Annotated in this window: 19 protein-coding genes, 19 tRNA genes and 1 rRNA gene; 11 read left to right on the forward strand and 28 right to left on the reverse strand. The window is 38.3% G+C overall.

The genetic code is table 11. The features are described from left to right. Positions 1 to 1372: 1372 nt before the first annotated feature. A complete protein-coding gene (locus tag KW850_RS30530) occupies positions 1373 to 1813 on the reverse strand; it encodes a MarR family winged helix-turn-helix transcriptional regulator (RefSeq protein WP_218351432.1) in 441 nt (146 codons plus the stop codon). A 179-nt stretch (positions 1814 to 1992) separates the two neighbouring features. On the opposite strand from KW850_RS30530, the gene KW850_RS30535 reads away from it, so the two are divergent. Continuing rightward, positions 1993 to 2415: an organic hydroperoxide resistance protein gene (locus KW850_RS30535; RefSeq protein WP_218351433.1), complete on the forward strand. Its 423-nt coding sequence runs from the start codon at positions 1993 to 1995 to the stop codon at positions 2413 to 2415. A 401-nt stretch (positions 2416 to 2816) separates the two neighbouring features. Here the strand turns inward: KW850_RS30535 and KW850_RS30540 are convergent, their stop codons facing one another. Next, on the reverse strand, positions 2817 to 3449 hold the full coding sequence (locus KW850_RS30540; RefSeq protein WP_218351434.1) for a peptidoglycan recognition protein family protein: 633 nt from the start codon (positions 3447 to 3449) through the stop codon (positions 2817 to 2819). Between the two features lie 246 nt (positions 3450 to 3695). Here KW850_RS30540 and KW850_RS30545 point away from each other — a divergent pair, with 246 nt between their 5' ends. Next, entirely contained in the window at positions 3696 to 3965 is a 270-nt protein-coding gene (locus tag KW850_RS30545) for an excalibur calcium-binding domain-containing protein (RefSeq protein ID WP_218351435.1), read from the forward strand. Between the two features lie 203 nt (positions 3966 to 4168). Here the strand turns inward: KW850_RS30545 and KW850_RS30550 are convergent, their stop codons facing one another. The 5 genes from KW850_RS30550 to KW850_RS30570 form a co-directional block, all read right to left on the reverse strand. Beyond that, positions 4169 to 5389: a benzoate/H(+) symporter BenE family transporter gene (locus tag KW850_RS30550; protein ID WP_218351436.1), complete on the reverse strand. Its 1221-nt coding sequence runs from the start codon at positions 5387 to 5389 to the stop codon at positions 4169 to 4171. A gap of 257 nt (positions 5390 to 5646) precedes the next feature. Next, complete coding sequence (locus tag KW850_RS30555) at positions 5647 to 7083, reverse strand: glycoside hydrolase family 1 protein (protein ID WP_218351437.1); 1437 nt, start codon at positions 7081 to 7083, stop codon at positions 5647 to 5649. Next, a complete protein-coding gene (locus KW850_RS30560; RefSeq protein ID WP_256358549.1) occupies positions 7076 to 7441 on the reverse strand; it encodes a PTS sugar transporter subunit IIA in 366 nt (121 codons plus the stop codon). The genes KW850_RS30555 and KW850_RS30560 overlap by 8 nt, the downstream gene beginning before the upstream one ends. A 20-nt stretch (positions 7442 to 7461) precedes the next feature. Beyond that, on the reverse strand, positions 7462 to 8712 hold the full coding sequence (locus KW850_RS30565) for a PTS sugar transporter subunit IIC (RefSeq protein WP_218351438.1): 1251 nt from the start codon (positions 8710 to 8712) through the stop codon (positions 7462 to 7464). Positions 8713 to 8740: 28 nt separating this feature from the next. After that, positions 8741 to 9049 (reverse strand): PTS sugar transporter subunit IIB, encoded by a 309-nt coding sequence (locus KW850_RS30570; protein ID WP_218351439.1) that lies wholly within the window; start codon positions 9047 to 9049, stop codon positions 8741 to 8743. Positions 9050 to 9235: 186 nt separating this feature from the next. On the opposite strand from KW850_RS30570, the gene KW850_RS30575 reads away from it, so the two are divergent. The 8 genes from KW850_RS30575 to KW850_RS30605 all read left to right on the forward strand — a co-directional run bounded on the left by KW850_RS30575 (position 9236) and on the right by KW850_RS30605 (position 17727). Then, a complete protein-coding gene (locus KW850_RS30575; RefSeq protein ID WP_218351440.1) occupies positions 9236 to 11137 on the forward strand; it encodes a BglG family transcription antiterminator in 1902 nt (633 codons plus the stop codon). Positions 11138 to 11344: 207 nt separating this feature from the next. After that, positions 11345 to 12157: an alpha/beta hydrolase family protein gene (locus tag KW850_RS30580; protein WP_218351441.1), complete on the forward strand. Its 813-nt coding sequence runs from the start codon at positions 11345 to 11347 to the stop codon at positions 12155 to 12157. Between the two features lie 264 nt (positions 12158 to 12421). Continuing rightward, complete coding sequence (locus tag KW850_RS30585) at positions 12422 to 12904, forward strand: sigma-70 family RNA polymerase sigma factor (RefSeq protein WP_218351442.1); 483 nt, start codon at positions 12422 to 12424, stop codon at positions 12902 to 12904. 696 nt (positions 12905 to 13600) lie between these two features. Beyond that, complete coding sequence (locus KW850_RS30590) at positions 13601 to 14092, forward strand: CBO0543 family protein (protein WP_218351443.1); 492 nt, start codon at positions 13601 to 13603, stop codon at positions 14090 to 14092. Then, complete coding sequence (locus tag KW850_RS33895; protein WP_305730668.1) at positions 14092 to 14559, forward strand: CBO0543 family protein; 468 nt, start codon at positions 14092 to 14094, stop codon at positions 14557 to 14559. The genes KW850_RS30590 and KW850_RS33895 overlap by 1 nt, the downstream gene beginning before the upstream one ends. 410 nt (positions 14560 to 14969) lie before the next feature. Next, positions 14970 to 15614, forward strand: coding sequence for a hypothetical protein (locus KW850_RS30595; protein ID WP_218351444.1), 645 nt, complete (start codon positions 14970 to 14972; stop codon positions 15612 to 15614). Between the two features lie 202 nt (positions 15615 to 15816). Further along, complete coding sequence (locus KW850_RS30600; RefSeq protein WP_218351445.1) at positions 15817 to 16818, forward strand: peptidoglycan recognition protein family protein; 1002 nt, start codon at positions 15817 to 15819, stop codon at positions 16816 to 16818. A 645-nt stretch (positions 16819 to 17463) separates the two neighbouring features. Next, positions 17464 to 17727, forward strand: a complete 264-nt coding sequence (locus KW850_RS30605; protein WP_218351446.1) for an aspartyl-phosphate phosphatase Spo0E family protein — start codon at positions 17464 to 17466, stop codon at positions 17725 to 17727. A gap of 183 nt (positions 17728 to 17910) precedes the next feature. Here KW850_RS30605 and KW850_RS30610 read toward each other — a convergent pair whose 3' ends face one another. Then, the gene (locus KW850_RS30610) at positions 17911 to 19494 is read right to left on the reverse strand and encodes an Ig-like domain-containing protein (RefSeq protein WP_218351447.1); all 1584 of its coding nucleotides are present in this window, start codon (positions 19492 to 19494) and stop codon (positions 17911 to 17913) included. 270 nt (positions 19495 to 19764) lie between these two features. Here KW850_RS30610 and KW850_RS30615 point away from each other — a divergent pair, with 270 nt between their 5' ends. Further along, the gene (locus KW850_RS30615) at positions 19765 to 20028 is read left to right on the forward strand and encodes a hypothetical protein (protein WP_218351448.1); all 264 of its coding nucleotides are present in this window, start codon (positions 19765 to 19767) and stop codon (positions 20026 to 20028) included. A gap of 392 nt (positions 20029 to 20420) precedes the next feature. Here the strand turns inward: KW850_RS30615 and KW850_RS30620 are convergent. The 20 genes from KW850_RS30620 to rrf all read right to left on the reverse strand — a co-directional run bounded on the left by KW850_RS30620 (position 20421) and on the right by rrf (position 22474). After that, a tRNA-Asn gene (locus tag KW850_RS30620) sits at positions 20421 to 20495 on the reverse strand. A 19-nt stretch (positions 20496 to 20514) separates the two neighbouring features. Continuing rightward, positions 20515 to 20588 (reverse strand) — tRNA-Ile (locus KW850_RS30625). Between the two features lie 4 nt (positions 20589 to 20592). Further along, positions 20593 to 20666 (reverse strand) — tRNA-Gly (locus KW850_RS30630). 11 nt (positions 20667 to 20677) lie between these two features. Continuing rightward, a tRNA-Cys gene (locus tag KW850_RS30635) sits at positions 20678 to 20751 on the reverse strand. Between the two features lie 21 nt (positions 20752 to 20772). Further along, positions 20773 to 20848, reverse strand: a tRNA-His gene (locus tag KW850_RS30640). A 5-nt stretch (positions 20849 to 20853) separates the two neighbouring features. Further along, positions 20854 to 20938: transfer RNA gene (locus tag KW850_RS30645), tRNA-Tyr, on the reverse strand. A gap of 34 nt (positions 20939 to 20972) precedes the next feature. Next, a tRNA-Phe gene (locus KW850_RS30650) sits at positions 20973 to 21045 on the reverse strand. Between the two features lie 171 nt (positions 21046 to 21216). Next, positions 21217 to 21293: transfer RNA gene (locus KW850_RS30655), tRNA-Asp, on the reverse strand. An 8-nt stretch (positions 21294 to 21301) separates the two neighbouring features. Further along, positions 21302 to 21394: transfer RNA gene (locus tag KW850_RS30660), tRNA-Ser, on the reverse strand. 7 nt (positions 21395 to 21401) lie between these two features. Then, positions 21402 to 21474: transfer RNA gene (locus KW850_RS30665), tRNA-Ala, on the reverse strand. Positions 21475 to 21490: 16 nt separating this feature from the next. Next, positions 21491 to 21567 (reverse strand) — tRNA-Pro (locus KW850_RS30670). A 6-nt stretch (positions 21568 to 21573) separates the two neighbouring features. Continuing rightward, positions 21574 to 21647, reverse strand: a tRNA-Arg gene (locus tag KW850_RS30675). A gap of 22 nt (positions 21648 to 21669) precedes the next feature. Next, positions 21670 to 21758, reverse strand: a tRNA-Leu gene (locus tag KW850_RS30680). A gap of 5 nt (positions 21759 to 21763) precedes the next feature. Then, a tRNA-Gly gene (locus tag KW850_RS30685) sits at positions 21764 to 21838 on the reverse strand. Positions 21839 to 21876: 38 nt separating this feature from the next. Continuing rightward, a tRNA-Leu gene (locus tag KW850_RS30690) sits at positions 21877 to 21958 on the reverse strand. 15 nt (positions 21959 to 21973) lie between these two features. Then, a tRNA-Lys gene (locus KW850_RS30695) sits at positions 21974 to 22049 on the reverse strand. Positions 22050 to 22059: 10 nt separating this feature from the next. After that, positions 22060 to 22132: transfer RNA gene (locus KW850_RS30700), tRNA-Thr, on the reverse strand. Positions 22133 to 22161: 29 nt separating this feature from the next. Beyond that, a tRNA-Val gene (locus KW850_RS30705) sits at positions 22162 to 22237 on the reverse strand. 5 nt (positions 22238 to 22242) lie between these two features. Next, positions 22243 to 22317, reverse strand: a tRNA-Glu gene (locus KW850_RS30710). Between the two features lie 40 nt (positions 22318 to 22357). Then, positions 22358 to 22474: ribosomal RNA gene (rrf, locus tag KW850_RS30715) — 5S ribosomal RNA — on the reverse strand. Positions 22475 to 22617: the final 143 nt, after the last annotated feature.

Consider the following 22617-nt stretch of genomic DNA (forward strand, 5'->3'; position numbering starts at 1 on the left):
ATTTAGGTTAAACTGTATTTGAGTCATAATTAATTCCTCCACATTGTTTTCTTCGCCGTTAACATTGTAACCATGAGGAATTAATTTGACTCATTTTCTTTTTACACAATTATATGGACTCAATCCCGTTGACTTCTTTTTTCTACGGTCATGGGCACGATTCGGGTCTATTCGTTACCGTTGGCCTCTTTTTTCTACGGTCATGGGCACGATTCGGGTCTATTCGTTACCGTTGGCCTCTTTTTTCTGGGTGCGCGGGCACGATTCGGGTCTATTCGTTACCGTTGCCTCTTTTTTCTACGGCAATAGTACAAATCCAAGATGCTCTGTCTCTTAATAGAGTCTATTAAGTACAGTATCCGACATCCTTTCGACTTAATTCCATATATCAAACGTGTGGTTGAAACGGCTGCCAGGACTGATAGATAAGGATTTCACCTACCATCTAAGAAGGAAAATTGTCGAGAACTGCAACTAAATTTCGCAGGAAATAACCTACCATTCTCCAAAATCAGGTCAGTTTCACCAGAACTTTCATCATTCTATTAAATTCCCGCCTTTTCCCCACTACACAAACATTTGATTAAAAATGCCCTCAGCGCCCTCATTCCTGACTTTATAGCTATAAATACGTGAAAAGAGTGTCGAGTGTTGGATTATAAAATGACTCTTTTAAATAGGAACCAATCGTAGCTCCTGAACTAGTATGGTGCCCGGACATAGAATTGCTACGATTTTCTCATTTTCATCAATGACCTGCCTGGCTAACGCCAGGCTTTTAAGCTTTTAATGAAGTGGATGTAATAAATGATCGAGGAAAAAAGGAAAGTGGCCGATATATTCTAAAAGTGGCAGATAAATCCCGAAAAGCGGCAGATAAGATGTCCTGTACATTTAAGAAAAATTGCCCACAACCACCAAAAAGCACTACATTTCCCATCAGAAATCGTAGTGCTTAATTATTTTGCTATTACCAACTCACATTCGCTGATTTCCTTTAAAATCCGTTGAAATTTAGCTCCAACTGGACTAATTTCCCCGCTTCTGCCCCAAAAAGCTAGTCTTATATAAAAAAGAAGTAGTTTATTCTTGAGGCCGTATATTTACGTATCGAGCAATTGCGAACAGAGGGCGTTTAATTGCGAAACGAGCCCATTTATTTCCGGAACAACGACTGGTTATTTGCGAAACCATAAAAAAATAGATAGCTAACCACAGCTCTAGTCGTTATATCCCAATTCCCTTCATCGTCCCTTCATCACCAATTACCGTTATATTCGAGTGTTTTATTAGAATAGGCTCTGGGCGATTTCCTCTTTTAATTTGGTCACTGTCAATTTCATGCTTGTACAATCATGCAGAACTAGTACTTTCAACTGTTACTCTTTTGTATTCTGTTTAATATGGTTGATAGCGTTTGGTTTAAATTATTTAATTCCATCAAGTCCAGGGACAGATTTTCTAGCAATTTAGTAGGAATACATTGAGCTTTGTCCTTCAAATCTTCGCCTTTTTTAGACAATGAAATGATTACGGTTCTCTCATCTTCTAATGATCTCCGGCGTTCAATAAGACCATTTCCTTCCATTCGCTTTAGCATAGGAGATAATGTTCCCGAATCTAAAAACAACTTTTGCCCAAGCTCTTTAACAGTCACCGATTTTTCCTCCCATAGTACCAACAATACTAGGTATTGAGGATATGTGACATCCAACTCTTCTAATAAATTTCTGTATAATTTAGTGATTTCACGTTCCGCTGAATAAATCTTAAAACAAATTTGGTTCTCTAGCTTTAATTTATTGTTTTCCATGTTCTTGTCCTTTCTTCCTACATCAGTATCATTATAATACAACAAACAGTTATTTAAACCACAAATTAATTTTACACAATTTAATTGTTGACTATATAATATTTTATTGCTAATATACTTTTATAAATTAAATTGTACACAATTTAATTTTGTAAAATATTTTTCAGGAGTGATTTTTTATGGAAACATTGTACACGGCAAGTGCTACAGCAGAGGGTGGTAGAGCAGGGAAAGTAACAAGTAGTGATGGAACACTAAATTTAGCACTATCAATGCCGAAATCACTTGGCGGTCAAGGAAAAGAAAATGCAACGAATCCTGAACAATTATTTGCTGCTGGCTATGCAGCCTGCTTCGATAGTGCGTTAAATTTGGTCGCAAGACAAGAGAGAAAACGAATTGACTCTAAAGTTACTGCAGAAGTTTCACTTGGAAAAGATCATGATGGTGGATTCAAATTAGCTGCGGTGTTAAACGTGTCAATAAAAGGGGTTTCAATAGACGAGGCAAAGGAATTAGTCAAGAAAGCTCATGGTGTTTGTCCTTATTCTAAAGCAACAAATGGGAATATCGATGTACAATTAACGACGAGTGTAATTTGAACTCAGTAACGGCCTAGAGTGAAATGATTAACAAATAGAAAAGAGGCTTACTCTCCTAAAAACAAGGAGTAAGCCTCTTTCTTTTGTTCACTTTACCAACTTGCTTTCTAAATAAAACAACGTCTAAGTTAATCCGAAAAATCCCAACCATCCCTAGACCAATGGATTCCAAAATAATTTCCAGTTGATATCCAGCAAATGTCGTAAGTCTCGTAGAATATGTAGTATGTACCTGTAATTATGTAGTAAGTATCCATAGTTATGTAATAAGTATCCGTAATTATGTAGTAAGTATCCGTAATTATGTAGTAAGTATCCGTAGTTATGTACCAAGGGCAAATATTAGGAACCCTTCTGATTCTAACAGTGGTAAAGGGTTCATAATAATCGATGTTCGATTGTCAATGAAGTGCTATGCAGCTTTCATATTCCTTTACGACATCTTGTAATAGCTGCTCATATGTTTTACCGATTTTACGCAATCCGTTTTCCGGATCAATTTTTCGCTTTGGATCGAGAAGATGATGTCCAACAATATCTGTTTCAGGATTGAGTCCATATTTGTAGCATAAATAGGCAAGTGTCCATATGTATCGCTTGTAGGCCTCTTCGTTATTTCCTCTTGGTTTAATGCTTAATTCCACCCCGATGGCGTAATAATTTGCATCTTCTCCATACATTTGATTATCATATGGTTTGCTCTCACGGACTTGCCATGCAACTTCAGGATCATTCACAATGGAAGGAATACATTCTACGATATCTTTATCATCAACAAAAATGTGTGCTGATGCTTTCATTTTATTAACCGTTTTTTGTTGATATATTACATTGTGCCTGGCTCCAAGATCATTGCCGGTATCATGAGCAACAATGAACAAAACCTTGTGCATTTTTAGCCCCGGTCTTCTTTCGCTCGGTGCTGTAAGATGTTGTTCTGTGACGGGATATTTCATTTCAAAGGAAAAAAATGCTTCAGCAAAGGATGGAAATAAAATAAAAAACAAACAGATCAATAAGGCAATTTTTTTCAAATAATTCACACTCTCCTATTTCAGTTTGTCATTAGATTTTGCAGGTAGATGGATAATATACTCTTAAGAAACCGTGCGTGAGCGATACGGGAATCTGAACAATTTTTTTCCAAACGAACAACTACTTTAATCCTACCTTCTTCCCACCATTTTCCCAGGTACTTATTTTTCCCTATTATCATATTGATAATCTCCAACTAATATCCTATTATGGAAGGTGAATACATAATTAGGAGTGGAAGAAATATGAAAAAATTGGTTACTATTTTACTATCTTTGGGATTAGTTTTGGGGTTATCCCTCAGTATGACTGATTCTGCTGAAGCAAAAGTAAAGATCAAAACTTACAAAAACTGTACGGCTTTGAACAAAGACTTTAAAGGTGGAGTAGCACGTACATCTAAAGTCAAAAATAAAGGTGGAAAAACTAAGTACAAGCCGTATGTTTCAAAGGCGCTTTATGACGCTAACAAGAAAAGTGATCGTGATAAAGATTTTATTGCATGCGAGCGTTAATAGAAAAATATCCAAAGGGGACTAATTATTAGTCCTCTTTTAGTTTGCGGCAAGAAATTAGATGATATCCGGTAATAATCGCTGTCAAGTATCGGGACTTTCCCCTGTATGAACCACACGCAAAAAAGAGATGTGCACGAACACATCTCTCTAGCAACCTATCAATTTTAATAAGCTTAAGCACGGTGACAGGCATAAAAGTTTTACGACTCCACTGTCCTTGCAATTACGGCCCCAACCACCAAACCCCACACAGGAGCACTAATATGGAAAAATGATACATGAGATAACGCAATAAGGAAAGCAAATAGGGCACTTAAGCGATATTTATTTTCAGAAAAACCCATCTGCAAACTAGATAGAAGGACACCGATTAACGCAAAGCCAGATAGCATGGACACAAAAGCTCCCGGTAAGGATTGGATAAACGGGACAATTTTCCAGGCAAAGACACCGAAGAACAACGTCAAAATTCCTGATACCTCTGAAGCCATGTACCGCTTAGACTTGACCCCTGCATCCGAGCTAGAGCAGATAGCAGTCATCATCCCGGCGATATTGGCACTTTGCCCCCCAAAAAAGCTGGCCATAATTGAAAAAACACCACTTAAAGAAACAATTTTCCGGATGGGAGGCTCATAGTCTGAGCTTTCTAGGGCACCAATTCCAGGCGCTACATCATTACTTAGAATTAACATCGCCAAAGGAAGACCTAGGGTTACCATCCCCATCCATGTAAATTCCGGAACTTGTATAGATGGTAAGAAAAAGGCGAGCCCCTTTGATGATGTATTCAGATCTTGGGTTAGGAACAAGGCAATAAAAGCAACTACCACCGCAATCATAACTGCCGGCAGACGTTTGGAGAATTTCGTACAGATAAAATAACTAATCAAGGCGGCTCCACCTACGACTGGTAACGCCTTAACGTCTGAGACCAGCTGGACAACATAATTGGTGACCAGCCCTGCTAACATAGCTGCGATGACTTCCCTCGGGACCCATTTAATGATTTTAGTAAAAAGGCCTGATAACCCAATGAACAAAATCAACAGCCCTGACACCACATACCCGCCAATTAACTGTGGATAGGTAAAATGTGTTGTCACTGTGGCTAAAAAAGCAACCCCTGAAATCGAGTGACCTCCGGTAATTGGAATTTTAAATAACAGGGGCATGACAATCCCGAATAACCCACCAAAGAAATAAACAGCAAACATCCAATTGATGGTGTGCTGACTAGAAAAATGCCCTGCCTCTGCTGCCTGCAAAATAATTAACGCAGGACCTGTCATGATTAACGTACTAGAAATTAATCCGGAAGATACATTTTGGCTCGTTATATCTTGAAAAAATGATTTCCCTTTGTTTACATGAAATGACTCGTTTGGTTGTTCACTAATATATCTATTTGGCTGCCCCATCTTTTCTCCTCAAACCCTTCTTCTAAAAAACTATACAACCCTATTCATTATGTATAAGTCCAAGGTGTCCTGCATTCTGGCTCTAGACACTGGGAACCTATCAATTATTATACTATTATTATATATGTTACATACATTCTAATATTTTCTAAATCTTCAACAAGTTTCGTGGAGGTGCTCTATCTCCTACTAGAAACTAACAGAAAAAAACCAAGAGATTTCTCTTGGTTCCAAAACATCCATATGTTTATTCTAGATTATTTTAGATCTGTTCCGTTCGTCTCAATGACTTTTTTATACCAATGATAGCTATCTTTCAAAAAGCGTTTCTTGCTGCCGTTACCATAATCGTCTTGATCTACATAGATAAATCCGTAGCGTTTAGACATTTCAGATGATGAACAGCTAATAATATCAATTGGTCCCCAAGCATAGTAACCACGTAGGTCAACACCGTCTCTGATTGCTTCTTTCATTTGTTCAAGATGTGCGCGGTAGTAGTCAATACGGTAAGGGTCGTGAATTTCTCCATTTTCTAATTTGTCGTAGTATCCCACACCATTTTCAGTGATATAGATTGGACATTGATAACGATCGTAAAAAAGGTTAAGAAACGTTCTTAAACCAACTGGGTCGATGGACCAGCCCCAAGGGTTTGCATCCAATTGTGGATTGCGGTGGTCTTCATTACCATTTGCATAACTTTCTGCATCACACATGCGTGTATAGTAGTATGAGAATGACATAAAGTCAGCCGTATTTTTCAGCGCTTCTTCATCACCCTCGCCAAATTCAATGTTGATGCCAATATCGTCAAAATATCTGAATGCATATCCAGGATAGTATCCACGCAGCAATACATCCGCAAAGAAGTATTCCATCTGATTATGACGAACAGTAGCCAATACATCTTCTGGTTTTGGAGTTGCTGCATAAGTTGGGCCACCGCATAACATCATACCAATTTCCAAATCCGGATAATTGTCATGAGCGTATTTTGTCGCGTGACCACAAGCAACCATCTCATTGTGAACACCTTGATATTTTGCTTCAAGAAGGTTGTCGACTTTATCTTCTGCAATACCTAGGTGATTAAAGGATTCATGCACGATTAAGTTTATTTGATTAACGATAATCCAATGCTTCACCTTTTCATGGTAACGATCAAGCAGCACTTTACAGAAACGAGTGAAGAAGTCGATCATTTCTCGAGAATACCAGCCTTTATACTCAGTAGTTAAGTATAAAGGCATTTCATAGTGGGATATGGTAATCATCGGAACCATACCATTTTTGATGATTTCATCAAATAAGTCATCGTAGAACTGTAAACCTGCATCATTGGGCTCTCGTTCATCCCCCTTAGGAAAGATGCGTGTCCATGCAACAGAGGTTCGAAACGTTTTTAGGCCCATAGCTGCTAATAATTTCAAATCTTCTTTATACGTATGATAGAAGTCAATGCCCCAACGTTTAGGAAAAACACGATCTGTGCTTTTTAAGGCATCTTCAATGTATTGTGTGTCAATTTCAAGGTTTGTTTTTTTCTCAATCGGAATATCCGCACGGAACTCGTTAATATCCGCTACACTTAATCCTTTTCCGTCAATGTCAAAAGCGCCTTCTGCTTGGTTAGCTGCAATCGCGCCGCCCCATAAAAAGTCTTTAGGAAAACCTGTTGGTACTTTACTCATGGATCTTCTCCTTTTCTGCCTTTTCTAATTTTGCCAGCCTAGCGTCATATGTTTCAAAAATCTTTATCATTCGTTTAGCAATATTAATTTCACTATATATGGTCATTAATGTATCTTGGGCATGGGCGAAGAGCACAGAATAATCACCAGTTTCACCTTGAGTTTCCTCTGAAATCGCATCTGTTTGAATACGATGGGCTTTGACGATTTCGTCATTCGCCCGTTTCATTTCCTCTTTGGCTATTTCAAAATTACTTGTTTCAATCGCTTTTAACACGTTCATACAATGAACACGTGCATCTCCGGCATGGAGAATAATCTGCATGGCATTCTCAGCGGTTTTTTCAGAAATCATCATTTAAAAACTCCTTAACATTATTATTTTGCTGCTCTTAATTCGGCTTTTTCCTCTTTAAATTCGTTTTTCATTTCTTGTTTTTCATATACTTTGAAGAATGGATACCAAATGAGAGATGCCACAAGCAAACAGACTAGCATTAAGATGAGACCGGTAACTGTTCCTGTTGTAATCCAAGTTGATATAGGAAAAGGAACATACCATAAATCAAAGACAATCTTTGGAATTGGTGCAAAGTGAATCACTTTTGTTCCGACCCAAACGATGATTGGCAGGATAATTCCGTTAAGCCACATTGGCAACATCATGATCGGGTTCCAGGCAATCGCCCCAAACACAACCGGTTCATTAATGTTAAAAATACCAGGGGTAATACTAGCTCGACCAAGTGCTTTCAGTTTCGCATTTTTTGAAAAAGCTAGCATGAAAACCAAAGGCAAGGTAGCACCGATGCCTCCGATCCAAAGGTAAGCCGAATACATGGTTTCAGACGTTACAAGATTTGAGGCTCCAGCAGTAGCATTTGCCGTAATCGCAGCTAATAAAACTGGTTTTGTTACAGGAGTCAGAACCCAAGTGGAAATCCCCATAGTGTATAAGAAACAGGTAATAAACATGATTAGCGCGAAGCCCCACGGTGATTCCATAACTTTTGCCAAGGGCATGAATAGATTTAAAATCAGATTGTATAAGTCAAAGCCAGCAATATCCACTGCTAACCAAGTTGCCACAATGACAACAGCAATAGGAAGCATGGAATCAAACCAAGCACGGACAAAATCAGGAATGACGGAATCTTCTTTGAAGAAAGAAAATTTTCCGAATAAACCCATGATCCAACCAGTAAATACACCGGCAACGATGGCGATAAACATACCGCCTGCACCTAATGATGAATGACCAAATCCAATTGTTTTATCTGCTATGACTTGCGGTGAAATAATAATTAAAAAAGTAATAAGACCCGTACAACCGGCGATAAAGCGTTGTTTACGCAAACGTTTCTTTTCCATTAAGTTAAATGGAATTAAAAAAGAAACCAATAGGGATAACACACCCATCGTCCATCCAAACAGTGTCCAGAAATTAGGGTAGTTTTTAATATGAAATACATCCCCAGGGATGGTTAATAAACAAAATAAAGAGCCTAGCAGGATAAATGGAAGAATTTGCATAATGGAATCTTTTAGCGTTACTACCCAAACATTAAGATTAATTTTGTTCATTTTAGGTGAGAAGTCATTTTCAAGCCAATTAATCAGTTTCTCCATTTAATAAAGCACCTCGATTCATAGATTATTAGAATTCCTTCAATAAATCTTCTAATGCTGCCTCTCCGTCAAGAGTAGAATAGTAGGAAGGTTTCATGAGTAAAACTTTAACTGCCGCATCACCTATATACTCCTCGATTTCATCTAAAATATAGGCTAAGTGAGGGCCAACCATTAAGGCATCGATTTCATCAATATAATTTTCAATTTCAGCCTCACCTCGGGCTTTGATAGTAATGTCAAGATTACGCCTAGCAGCTGCTTTCCGAATATTTGACGCCATAAAACCAGAACTTGCCCCAGATCCACATACTAATAAGACATTTAATTGTTTCATGAATTGATCTCCTCCGTTTATTTTTCTGATAGCGTTATCATTGCTACAACCTAACTATAAAATTAATATTTTAAATTTTCCAATAATCATTTACACTAGGGTGGTGCAAAGAAATATTTTTTGTAGTGCAAATACAGATATGGAAGAATGGAAATACACCATGTGCAATGAAATGAGGCTGAATTCATGAATAGTAAATACAGAAATATTCTTCGCCATCTAAGTACTCAAAATGACTGGACTTCTTCAGCCCAACTTGCCAATTCATTGGGCATTTCTAAAAGAAGTGTGAAAACCTATATTGCCGATATTAACTCAATGGAAAAAGGCTTGATTATTTCATCAAAAAAGGGCTATCAGGTTGACATAGAAAAATTAACCCCCTTTTTAACCTCAATGAAAAAAACCATTCCACAATCACCAAAAGAACGAGCAGAATATCTCTTGAAGAGTCTAGTTAATGCAGATCATTCACTTAATATTTTCGATTTAAGTGATGAATTATATATTAGCGAAGTCACGTTAAAAGGAGATTTACGTAAAGTCAAGAAACGTTTAGCGGATCATAATTTAGAACTAAAGATTTCCGGCGACTCTATTCAAATTGTAGGACAGGAAAAAAGCAAACGAAAATTAATGAGTTCCATTCTATATAATGAGACGAATGATAATTTTCTGGACATTGATAAGCTAAAGTCATCTTTTGAGGGATATGATATTGACTATATCCGTGATGTGATTGCGGAAGTCTTTTCAACGTATCACTATTTTACAAATGATTATTCGCTTACCAACGTTATCTTGCACATTGCCATCGCCATTGATCGTATGGAAAATGGCTTTATTTTCCCGAAACAGATGGATGGGGAAGCCAATCTGGATAAGGAATATAAAATCGCCAATGAGATTGCCAAGAGACTGGAGACTCACTTTGATGTGAAGTATTCCAAGGGGGAAATTCGCGATCTCGCTTTGCTTATTTCCAGTAGTGGAACAAGCATCAATTTCATGCACCTGCAGCTTTCAGATTTGCAGGATGTAGCAGGATTACGTTGCTTAAATCTAGTAGGGAAGATCCTAGAAGATTTGAAAGATAATTATTATATTGTGATTGAGGATGCAGATTTTTTGGTACGCTTTACACTTCATATAAAAAATCTCCTTATGCGTTTGGAAAATCATTTTGTCAGCAAAAATCCGTTGACTTCTACCATTAAGCTTAATTGCCCATCCATCTATGACTGTGCCGTTAATGTATCCTATACAATTAAAGAAGAAACCGGATTTACGCTGAATGATGATGAGATTGCCTATGTTGCCTTTCATTTAGGCTATGCCTTAGAGATGCAAAAGCAGGCCAATTCAAAAATTACTTGTTCCATTCTTTTTCCGTTTTATTATAATTACAACGTACAGCTGACAGAAAAGTTAGTTAAACAGTTTGGTGAGGATCTTCTTATTCAACATATTGTAACCAATGAAAGCGATTTGAACATGCTAAATTGTGATTTAGTTATTTCTGCAGTCCAACTCAATTCTGTGCCAAAAATATCTTTTGTTTTAATTAATCCTTTTTTCTCTATTGTTGATCAAAACAAAGTAGCTAATAAAATTAATGAACTAAAGGAAAGGAAACGGAAAGACTCGTTCAAAAGAAATATTGAGGCAATCACGGATGAACAACTTTTTGAAATTGTTCATTCAGTAGGGGCAAAAGAGGAAACACTAACCATGATGTGTGAAATCATGGAACAAAAAGAATTTGTCGATGCTAGTTTCCTTACGAACGTAATAGAACGTGAGGCTATGTCGTCCACAGCGTTTGGCCGGATTGCTATTCCTCACGCTATCAAAATGAATGCGAAAAAGTCCGGTATGTTTGCTTTAATTAATGACAAGGGGATAGCTTGGGGTGATCTAACCGTTAACTTAGTCTTACTTTTTTCAGTTAGTAAGGACGATAGGAGATTATTCCATGAGGTAGTCGATTCGCTAGCAACTATTTTAACTGAAGAGGGAAATGTTTCTCAAATTATGACAGCAGTAGATTATCAGAGTTTTGTAGAACAGCTTGTAGCATGTTACTGATTGAATGTGCTATTTGTCCAGGCCTTTGGGCCCTGTTTTAAAAACTAACAGTAAACGTTTTGTCTATTAAGGGATATTTATTCACCCACTCAATTCTAGTTCTTGGTTTCATTTTACAAAAATTGTCGCGTTAGAGATTTTGTTCATAATAGGTTAAAATATACCTAGTTTAAAAGTTGGAAAATTCTAAAAGATAGAGGGATAGCATTGGTCAATGATAAGCAGACAAATCCAAGCATGTTAAATCTATTAAAAATTCCTAGTGGTGAAGATATCATAATCGGGCGAATGTATGTGGCCGAAGGGGCAGGCCCACATGCTACAGTTGTGCTTCTGCATGGTTTTCCTGGGGTAATGATGAATCTTGATACGGCTGCTGAGTTGCAGCAGCAAGGCTGGAATGTGTTGGTCATTAATTACCGTGGAGCATGGGGAAGTCAAGGGACCTTTTCATTTACCCATTCAATCGAAGATGTTCGTGCTGCACTTCAGTACATCAAACAAAAGGAAGTCGCCACCGAGAATAGAATCGATGCTGAGCGAATTGCGATAGTGGGACATAGTTTCGGCGGCTTTTTAGCTCTAAAAGCGGCCGCTTTAGAACCATCTATTAAAGCTGTTGCCTCCCTTTCAGGGGCCAATTTTGGTTTATTCGCTCAAATGTTCGAACAAGACCCTGCCTTTAAGGATCAAATAGCGGAAGTGTTAAAAGAAGGTACCTTTTTCCTTAATGGTGCTTCTGTAGAATCCATTATAGAGGAAGTCCTTTTCCATCAACATGAGTGGAATACCTTTTTATTCGCTCCTCAACTAACGGATCGAAAGCTCCTTTTAACCGCAGCTTCATTTGATGAGGAACTTCCAAAACCATATTTTCATGACCCGCTCGTGGGTATACTTGAAAAGGCCGGGGCGAAACATCTCCAATGTGAAGTTTTTGAAACTGACCATAACTATATCAATAAACGCAAAGATATTGCAGTCACACTGAACAAATGGTTACTCGAGGCCCTATCTTAAAAAAATGCGCAAAAGGCGATTCCAATAAGGACCGCCTTTTTTTAATAGGAAAACAAACTATTGATCATTTGGCAATTCACCCCAAAAGCAGCTGAAACTGCAAAAATCTCTTTTAAAAAATGAAATTCGAGAGCAAAACTAACGGTTTTCATCCCAATAACACTTCAAATGTGAAGAATCTCCGTTCGATGCAATCTAGCTTTCAAGTTATGGTAGAGGTACCCGGGAATACACGCAAAGCGCGCTTTCTGAAAGGACTCTCCCTTGGAAAGCTTTGAACAATTAGTCGACCAATACCAACCGATGCTCCACAAGATCATGCACTCGCTCCACCTTTACAAAAACCATGAGGACTTCTATCAGCACAGCCTCATCGCCCTTTGGGAAGCAAGCCAACGATTCGACCCAAACAAAGGAAGCTTCACCAACTATGCCTACACCTATATCAAAGGCTTCCTTCTCATGGAATTGAAAAAATCTACCCAGGATCAAGAACGATATGTCCAACCAGATGAGCAATTCTGGGACTTGGCAGTCGATTCGTGCTTAGATAACCCATTACAGGAAGAAATCCTATTATCCTACTGCCGGACGCTGACACCGAACCAAAAGAAATGGCTCCTGTACACCGTCTGTGATGATCTTTCTGTTAAGGAAATAGCCGAACTAGAAAAGGTATCTTTATCAGCCGTAAAAAGTTGGCGCAGCGGAGCTAGAGAAAAAGTGAGAGATTTAGTGATGGAGTAGACTACGAGCGGAGGAAATTCCGTTTACCTATTAACTACCAGTCTAGCGGAATTTCCATGATTTCGTTGCATCAATAAGGGCTATTGGTGACCTTGATGGCTATTTTTCCATGAGCTAGGGCATCAATAAGGGCTATTGGTGACCGACCAAGCAATATTTTCATGAGGACGGTCGTCAATACGATCAATTAGAAGATAAACAACTTTCAAACCACAACTGTCACTAACCGACACTCTTTCGACCAAATACCAAATAGGCATTACTAATCAAACGATTGATTAAAACAACTTCAACTATTGAAATATAACAATTCCCCTGCAATACAAGCATGAAGTTTGTCGAACTACGTTTAATAATTCCGCAGGAAATATCCCACCTTTCTACAAAGTCAGATGGGTTTCTCACAAATGCCGCATCTGGTTTTACATGTTTAGGAGTCTTTATTCGTTTTATGTTTCGCAAACAAACGGAGCATCCATCTAATAATATCAATAATGGATGGTGGCAATCGTTTTCACCTCAGGTTTTTGAAATTCCCACACACAATCACTAACATATCGTTAAAGGATTCCATTTTAGGGTGCCTTCTTGATAAATGATGACATAAGAAATGACGTGTGACCGTCATTAAAATGTTTATTTTTTTAAAAAAGAAAGATAATACAAACATAAATTCTTTTTTAGGAGAATATTCGAATGAATTTTGAAAGGTGGATTTTAATAGGAATCTCGTTTTTATGCATCATTGCGATTTTTAAATTGGTGCCAAGAGAGAAAGCAAGAGATGCTTGGGTTTTATTTTTGTTCCTCCAAGTAATTACTTGGCCAGCTGGTCTATTTGCAGTTGAAATGGGATGGATTGAATATCCTACTCAGTTACTTCCAAATGCAAATGATTATAATAAGACGAGTTTTGCCTTTGAATTTTTCATTTTTCCAATTGTTGCAATTTTTTTTAGTCTGTATTATCCAAATAAAGCTAAAATAAAAGGTGCCCTAATATATTACATATCATTTGCTGGTTTCTTTACTATTTGTGAGGTAGTTATTGAAAAGAATACAACGCTTGTGGAATATCACGAATGGAAATGGTATTGGACTTTATTAACGGTTATAATTTCGTTATTTTTGAACCATAGATATTATCTTTGGTTTAAAAAAAGATTGGTAAAGGCTGAGAGCAGATGATGAAAGAAATCCTAATTCTGTTTTTTTCGTGGCTAATATCTATTTCTTTACTGTTGAAATTCATACCAAAAGAAAGTAAAAGAACTGCTCATATTACATTTTTATTTGTTTCAACAATTACATGGATTTATGAATACATCCAATTATTAACTGGGTTAGTGGAATTTCCATTTAGAGAATTTAATGTTGCCTCCAAAATGAGTTTTTCTCTATATTATATTCTTTATCCAACATTTGGAGTATTTTTTATAATTCTATATCCTATGGAAAAAGGGAAACTAAGAATCTTTATTCATTTTTTCGTATTTGCAATAGCCATTTCAACATTTTCGTTTTTCATTGAAAAATACAGCTCTTTGATTTATTTCAAAAAATGGAATTGGTTCTCTAGTTTAATAAGTACCTTAATTATTTTATATATTGTAAAAAAATTTGTATTTTGGTTTAAAAAGGGACTAGAAAACTAACGGGTGCATGAGTTAAAGATGGGGACCGCTGCGGCGATCCTTTTTTCTTGTCGTACTAACGGGTCAAGAGAAAAGGAGCCTTTAATATCTGATTATTTATGAAGAGATGGGATTTCTATCTCTTTTTTTATTTAATAACGTCTCTATGTGCTTCCATCGGATAGCTTCCATCATTTTTTAAAGAACACAAATAATATTAAATACATCTTTCATAGTTCATTTATCTTTAACATCGAATTAACCCAAACTTAAAAAACTGGTTATATAATGAGATTGAGTTTTAAAGCGAGTAATCATAATGTTGACATTCGATCGGCATCCAATTTCGTTCTATGTTTTTTCTATAGTAATAAGAATGTAAGAGCGATGCTGTTTTTGAGGCAGCGTTTAGTCTAGGAGGGAAACCAATTATGCCAGATCTGCGTTTTAGTGCCTTATCTCTCGGAATATCAGGAATATTGTTTGTACTTTATCCAGCGATTCGTCCATTTTCCGATGAAGCTTCCTTAGAAGGAGCTGCAGCTTTCGCCTCCACCGAGTGGCTTGTTGCTCATATCTTTGCCATAGTCGCTTTCACATTACTACCGTTAGGTTTACTCGGACTTTATATTTCATTACAAGGTACTGCTTTAAAACCACTAATGTATTCTGCGTTCGTATTATGTTTGGTAGGCATAGGTCTAACTTTACCTTTTTATGGAGGGGAAACGTACGGTCTACACGCTTTAGGGCTGGAGGCGATAAACCAAGACACAGCAGCTTTGGTTAGCCTTGCAAATGTGGTACGTTCTGGTACAGGGCTCATTATGTTCCTGATAGGTCTTCTGGTCCTCGCTACTGCCTCGATTATAGTTGCAATTACGATTTGGAGGTCAGGGAGGTACCAGAAATGGAGCGGCATTCCTTTCGCTTTAGGAATGACACTATATATCCCACAATTCTTTGGTGGGCAGCCGCTCCGATTAGCTCACGGATTGCTTGTCACCCTTGGTTGTTTATGGATAGCTGTTGGCTTATGGAGGCAAAGTAAACCAAATAAGATCCAGAAGGCATAGTGAAGCATTTGTACGAACATGTATAATCGCTTAATAACAGACAGCCCAATAAATAAAAGTAGCACCTCTTCCACCAGAATGTATTCCAAAATATCAATTATGTAAATAGTACCTTCCCACCTTTCCCGAATAAATTAATGGCCGTTTTACAAACTAAAAGAAGATACTGCTTCATGGAATACATCATGAAAGGAACTACTCAATGAAAAGACTATTGGTGCTTCTTTTTAGTTTGTTCTTTCTCATGCAAATTAATTTATCGTCCGCTTTTGCAGCGAACAATCCACGAAATTTATATGTGGTGAAATCAGGCGATTATTTATGGAAAATTGCTAAAACCTATGGGACTACTGCTGCAGACTTGAAACTAATCAATGGATTACAATCGGATTTGATTCTAGTTGGTCAAAAGTTAAGGGTGCCGATCATGTATGAAGTGGTCCCTGGCGATACGCTATGGAAGCTTTCGCAATCGTTTAATTCTACAGTTTCTTTGATTGCAACCACAAATGGACTTAGTTCCGATGCGATTATAGTGGGGCAAAAGTTAAAAATCCCTCCTAAACAGCTTACCATGGATGGCAAGTTTATTCGGATGAATCGAGAGGAATTTAAAGATTGGATTCTTAATCACAAATTCACTCGAAAAGTGGGCAAATTCCAGCTTCATCACACCTACCAACCTTCTTATCAGCAATTCAATGGGTCGAACCACTTTGCTTTGATGAAGGGGATGGAGGAATACCATATTCAGGGGATGAAATGGAGTGAAATCAGTCAACAATTAACCACGTTTCCAGACGGAACCGTGGTAGTGGGCAGACCATTTAACAAAGCTCCAGAAGGGTCATTCGGGTTACTCAATAAAGCGGCTATGCATGAAATTGAAGTGGATGCGATTGCCATGGAAAACGTGGGAAACTTCGATGCAGAACAAATGACGGCGGAACAAAGAGAAACGATTGTTACCGTAACGGCATTAATAATGCTGAAATATGGGTTAACCCCTTCCCTTGACAGTATCACCTACCATCACTGGTGGGACATTAACTCAGGCGAACGAGTATTAGATCACAGTGAAGGGCATGCCGTTAAAACATGTCCTGGGACTAAATTCTTTGGTGGGAATTCCACCACTGACGCCAAAAACAATTTTTATCCGCTCGTCAACCAAAGAATGCAAGAAATTTTAGCATCGATGTAATAATCATCAAGTGTTTAAAAAAAAGGCAAAATGATATTTTAATCGGTTCGGTTTAGGAGTAGAAAAATTAAATTAGTAATAGAATTGGAAGACTAATTCGCATGAATTAGGCTTCTTTTATTTAGATAGGGACAGAACCGGAACTCCAGTACAGCGGTTAGGAATTTTAAAAAAAGAATACACTATAAAGGATATAATTTATATGCAATAACGAATGATTATCTTCTGCTTTTCCCCAGATATAAAAATTCAAAGGTTGTGTTTTTAATGCGTATTCTTTCGCCCTTTCGACAAAATACCAAATAGGCTATACTAATCAAACGTTTGATTAAAAACTGCCTCAGCCCGCATCATTACTTGATTTCTCTTTGTAAACACTTGAAAAGAATGTCGAGCGATGTCATAATAAATGATTTTTTTAAAAGGAACCTCAATTAGCTTCTAAACTAGGACTAGAGCCAAAACCCAACTTTATAGTGATTATATCCATAAGTGATTTTGTCGAAAAACTGTAAGCCCCGTCTATTTTTGACTCCTTTTATCTTGTTTTATCGAATCTATTCCAAATCTATTAATAAATGCTATAATTCAATTCATCTCTAATAGAATCAAAAGTTTCTGAAAGTTTATGAGGTGTTAATCGCAATGAGGCTAAAACAATGTGAAGCTGCTATTAAAGAGAAACAAAACGAAATGATTAACTTAGGAATGACAAAAGGACTTCAACATGAAGAAACCATCTATTGCAGCCAAGAACTAGACATACTGCTTAATAAATATAATAGGTTATTAGAGGACAATAAACATTCTAAACCTAATAAACATTACGAAGACTATTTCACTTTACTTACAAAACAAGTTAATTGGATTTTATCGATTCCTTACCGATATTTTTTGATTAAATTGTAATAGTCGTATACCTTTACTTAAGTCCTTATGATCAGATCCATATCTAAATGTGTCTGGATTTATTAGAGAGAATGCATCTATGGCATTCTCTCTCTTTTTTTACTTTTAGGTTGGTAATAAAGTAAGTCCCCAAACAAACTCAAATAAAATAGCCCCTTAGTTTTTATAACTAAGGGGCTATTCCTATCTTACAACTACCACTCTAGCTTTACTTTTATTCCCTGACGAGTCGGTTGCATAGACATATAGCTTTGCTTTTCGTTTTTGCTTAGAAATTTTTATTTTAAACTTACCGTGAGAGTCCGCTTTACCTGAAGCTATGCATTGACAACCTCTTTTTACTTGTATCTTTGCATATGGTTCCGTCTTCCCCGTTATATATCTCGAACTTGTAGTCACCTTACTGACAGAAGGTGCACTTGGTGGGGTGATAGCCTTTACCTTTACCGTAGTTGTTTTACTTTTATTCCCTGATGAATCGATAGCGTAGACGTACAGATTTGTTGTTTGTTTTTGCTGGGCAATTTTAATTTTAAACTTACCCTGGGCGTCAGCTTTACCAGAAGCTAAGGTTTTACTACCTTTTTTGATATAAAGCTTTGCATAGGCTTCGGTCTTGCCCGTTACATAGGTTGATTTTGAAGTCAGCTTATTAACTAAAGGCGCACTTGGCGGGGTGACATCCTTTACTATTATCGTGGTAGCCGGGCTTTCGTTACCTGTACGGTCTTTTACCGTGATAGTTACATACGTTCCACCTCTTATTTTTCCAATCGAAAATTTAAAGGATCCATTCTTATCAACCGTACCTAACTGGTATTTATAGTCATTATATTTATCGACTGCTCTTAAGTATATGTTCGAATAGGGCTCAGCCGTCCCTGATAGTGTTGTGCTTTGATCTGTTAGCGGGTTCACTTTTGGTGCTGCTGGAGGAATGATATCTTTTTCAATTAGTTTGAATGAGTAACGTTCAAATGTTGGAATCCCTATACTCAAAGGTTTGAATTGTATGTAATAGGTACCTGCTTTTACTTTTACATCCATCAAATTGGTCAGTGTGTTAGTTTGGCCTCGTTCTGTATTAACTGTCTGGTTAACCGAAGAATCCAGATTAAAGAACTTTACGGAATAAGTAGATTCATAGGGTCTAGTGGTTAAAAGAGTTAGAGTCGTGTCTTTCGGGATATGTATTTGATAAAAATCATCATCTTGATAACCGCTAATGGTCGCCATGATTGGCGTATTTAGACTAATGTTATTAGCCGTATCAACGGTGTTGTTTACTTCCTGTTCACTAGTAGAGCTTTCGGTGTAGCCCACCTTTAAGGTGTAAGGCTTATTCACCACTTCCCTATTATCGTGAAAAGAAATTTTTACATAATAAGTCCCCGGGGCCAGACCGATGTCAATCATTGTGACGAGATCATTCGAATCCATGAATTTGGTATTCCATGATTCGATTATGGTTCCATTACTCGATAGTAGAGAAACCTTATGCCGCGTGATTTGATTGACGCTTAAATCGATTTTGACCTTTCCCGGAGACGCCAAATCAAATCGGTAATAATCTTCATCTCCAGCACCGTCGATCGTACCAATTACTTCTGCAACCGGATCTGACTTTAAGTCCAATAGGTTTGCTATACTTAATGAACCATTAGTTTCATTTTCTGTTGTTGTTTCAGCACTTACTTTCTTTTGTCCTGTAAGCGTGATCGTAGATGTTAAGAGAAAGATAATAAGTAAGGCTACAAACTTTCTCATCCAATCCCTCCATATATAGAGAACTTTTTTTATTTTATTTTAACATAGATTCATAGGGATCTTTTGTTATTTTCCAAAATTTAGTTTACAAAATCACAAAGATACCAATCTTTTTAGTAATAGTGGGTTTATTTGCGTAACATGAAAACAGATAGATGAATAGATCTTTAGGATTTGAATTTCGTGGGAAAAATTCTCCTGTAAAGTTTGAACTTTCTGGTATAATTTTATTTAAAGATACAATTTTGTAGATAGTAAGGAGAGTTGGATTTGGAAGGTTTTTTTGGAGTAGTTTTAAATATAATCATCACCGTTTATTTAGTTATTGATTCTCGTAAGCATGGTAAAAGTCCTATCCTTTGGGGAATTCTCGGTTTCTTCATTGGCCCCCTTGTTTTGGGTATATATTTAATAAGGACCAATCGAAAGGTTATCGGTTGGATTGTCACGATTCTTAGCATAATAGGTTATATATTCTTAATCCTTATGATCGTGTTATTCACGGCGCTTATGTTCGGTGGCGGATTTTCTTAAAATTAAAATGGAAGCTGAACGCTCTAGGCTCCCTTACCGGTTAGGATGTTATTTTTTGATGTAAACGTGAACCACCCACAATGCGTAGGGTGGTTTTTTTTCCGGATATGGCATGCACCTGGGTGTGACAGTCACTAATTTCCAATTATGATCCATCAAATGTCGTAAGTTTTATAAAATTGGTAGTAAATTTCGCGAATATGTTGTAAGTTCCTAAAATTATGTAATAAGTTTTCATAAATAGATAGTAAGTTTCAAAAACTATGTAATAACTATCTACAAATCGCCCCAGACTCAGCTTTTATTTACCAAAATAAAAAACCACCATTAAAAAGTAGTTACTTTTTTAATGGTGGTTGTTTTTAAATGACTGTCGATATGTATTAAAAAAATGGCTCCGCAGGTAGGACTCGAACCTACGACCGATCGGTTAACAGCCGATAGCTCTACCACTGAGCTACTGCGGAATAATAAAATATTTTATAGTGGGCCTAAATGGACTCGAACCATCGACCTCACGCTTATCAGGCGTGCGCTCTAACCAGCTGAGCTATAGGCCCAATTTGGAGCGGGTGATGAGAATCGAACTCACATCATCAGCTTGGAAGGCTGAGGTTTTACCACTAAACTACACCCGCATATTAATATTTGGAGGCAACACCCGGATTTGAACCGGGGATAAAGGTTTTGCAGACCTCTGCCTTACCACTTGGCTATGCTGCCTAATTACTTTTACGAAGTAAATGGGGCGGCTGATGGGAATCGAACCCACGAATGTCGGAACCACAATCCGATGCGTTAACCACTTCGCCACAACCGCCATAATGGTGGAGGGGGACGGATTCGAACCGCCGAACCCTGAGGGAGCGGATTTACAGTCCGCCGCGTTTAGCCACTTCGCTACCCCTCCATAAATAAAACTAATAGAGTTCTAAATAAAACGATGGCGCAGGACGGAATCGAACCGCCGACACAAGGATTTTCAGTCCTTTGCTCTACCGACTGAGCTACTGAGCCTAATTAAAGATCATTACCTAAACAAATAAATCGTAAGTCCTTTGCTCAAAAGAACTTTCGTTCTTTCTCGCAGATTGCCGCAGAAGCATATTCACAGAAGTGAGCAATCTGCTCTACCGACTGAGCTACTGAGCCTAAGATATGTATTTTTCAACCTACTGAAGAAAAAAATGGCGGTCCGGACGGGACTCGAACCCGCGACCTCCTGCGTGACAGGCAGGCATTCTAACCAACTGAACTACCGGACCAAAATATATGGAGGAGGAAGAGGGATTCGAACCCCCGCGCGGTATGACCCGCCTGTCGGTTTTCAAGACCGATCCCTTCAGCCAAACTTGGGTATTCCTCCGAATAAGTGGAGTCTAGGGGGATCGAACCCCTGACCTCCTGCGTGCAAAGCAGGCGCTCTCCCAGCTGAGCTAAGACCCCGTATGAAAATTATGAATGGTCGGGAAGACAGGATTCGAACCTGCGACCCCTTGGTCCCAAACCAAGTGCTCTACCAAGCTGAGCTACTTCCCGATAAAATGCGCCCTGAGAGATTCGAACTCCCGACCTTTTGATTCGTAGTCAAACACTCTATCCAGCTGAGCTAAGGGCGCATATGAATTTAATTAACTTAAATGGTGCCGAGGACCGGAATCGAACCGGTACGGTAGTCACCTACCGCAGGATTTTAAGTCCTGTGCGTCTGCCAGTTCCGCCACCCCGGCACTATTGGAGCGGAAGACGGGATTCGAACCCGCGACCCCCACCTTGGCAAGGTGGTGTTCTACCACTGAACTACTTCCGCATATTTGTAAGTTATTTTGCCATTGCAAAAAACTTGAATGCGGGTGAAGGGAGTCGAACCCCCACGCCTTGCGGCGCCAGATCCTAAGTCTGGTGCGTCTGCCAATTCCGCCACACCCGCATATTAATTTTAAAATGGTGAGCCATGAAGGACTCGAACCTTCGACCCTCTGATTAAAAGTCAGATGCTCTACCAACTGAGCTAATGGCTCATACAAAAGGTGCCGGCGAGAGGACTTGAACCCCCAACCTACTGATTACAAGTCAGTTGCTCTACCAATTGAGCTACCCCGGCATATACCTTGTAAAATATTTAGGAAAATATGGTGGAGGATGACGGGATCGAACCGCCGACCCTCTGCTTGTAAGGCAGATGCTCTCCCAGCTGAGCTAATCCTCCAAAAATGGTGACCCCTACGGGATTCGAACCCGTGTTACCTCCGTGAAAGGGAGGTGTCTTAACCACTTGACCAAGGGGCCATATTTAAATTTTTACGAAAAAAATAACCCCAAAGGGTTAGCCTGGCAACGTCCTACTCTCACAGGGACGCGTGTCCCAACTACCATCGGCGCTGAGAAGCTTAACTTCCGTGTTCGGTATGGGAACGGGTGTGACCTTCTCGCCATAATTGCCAGACTATTTGATTGAGGATTCATTCCCTCAAAACTAGATAATGCAGAAGAAGTTTGTAAACTCGAGAAAGCCTTAAAAATGGTTAAGTCCTCGAACGATTAGTATCAGTCAGCTCCACATGTTACCACGCTTCCACCTCTGACCTA

The organism is Bacillus sp. sid0103, from assembly GCF_019219025.1.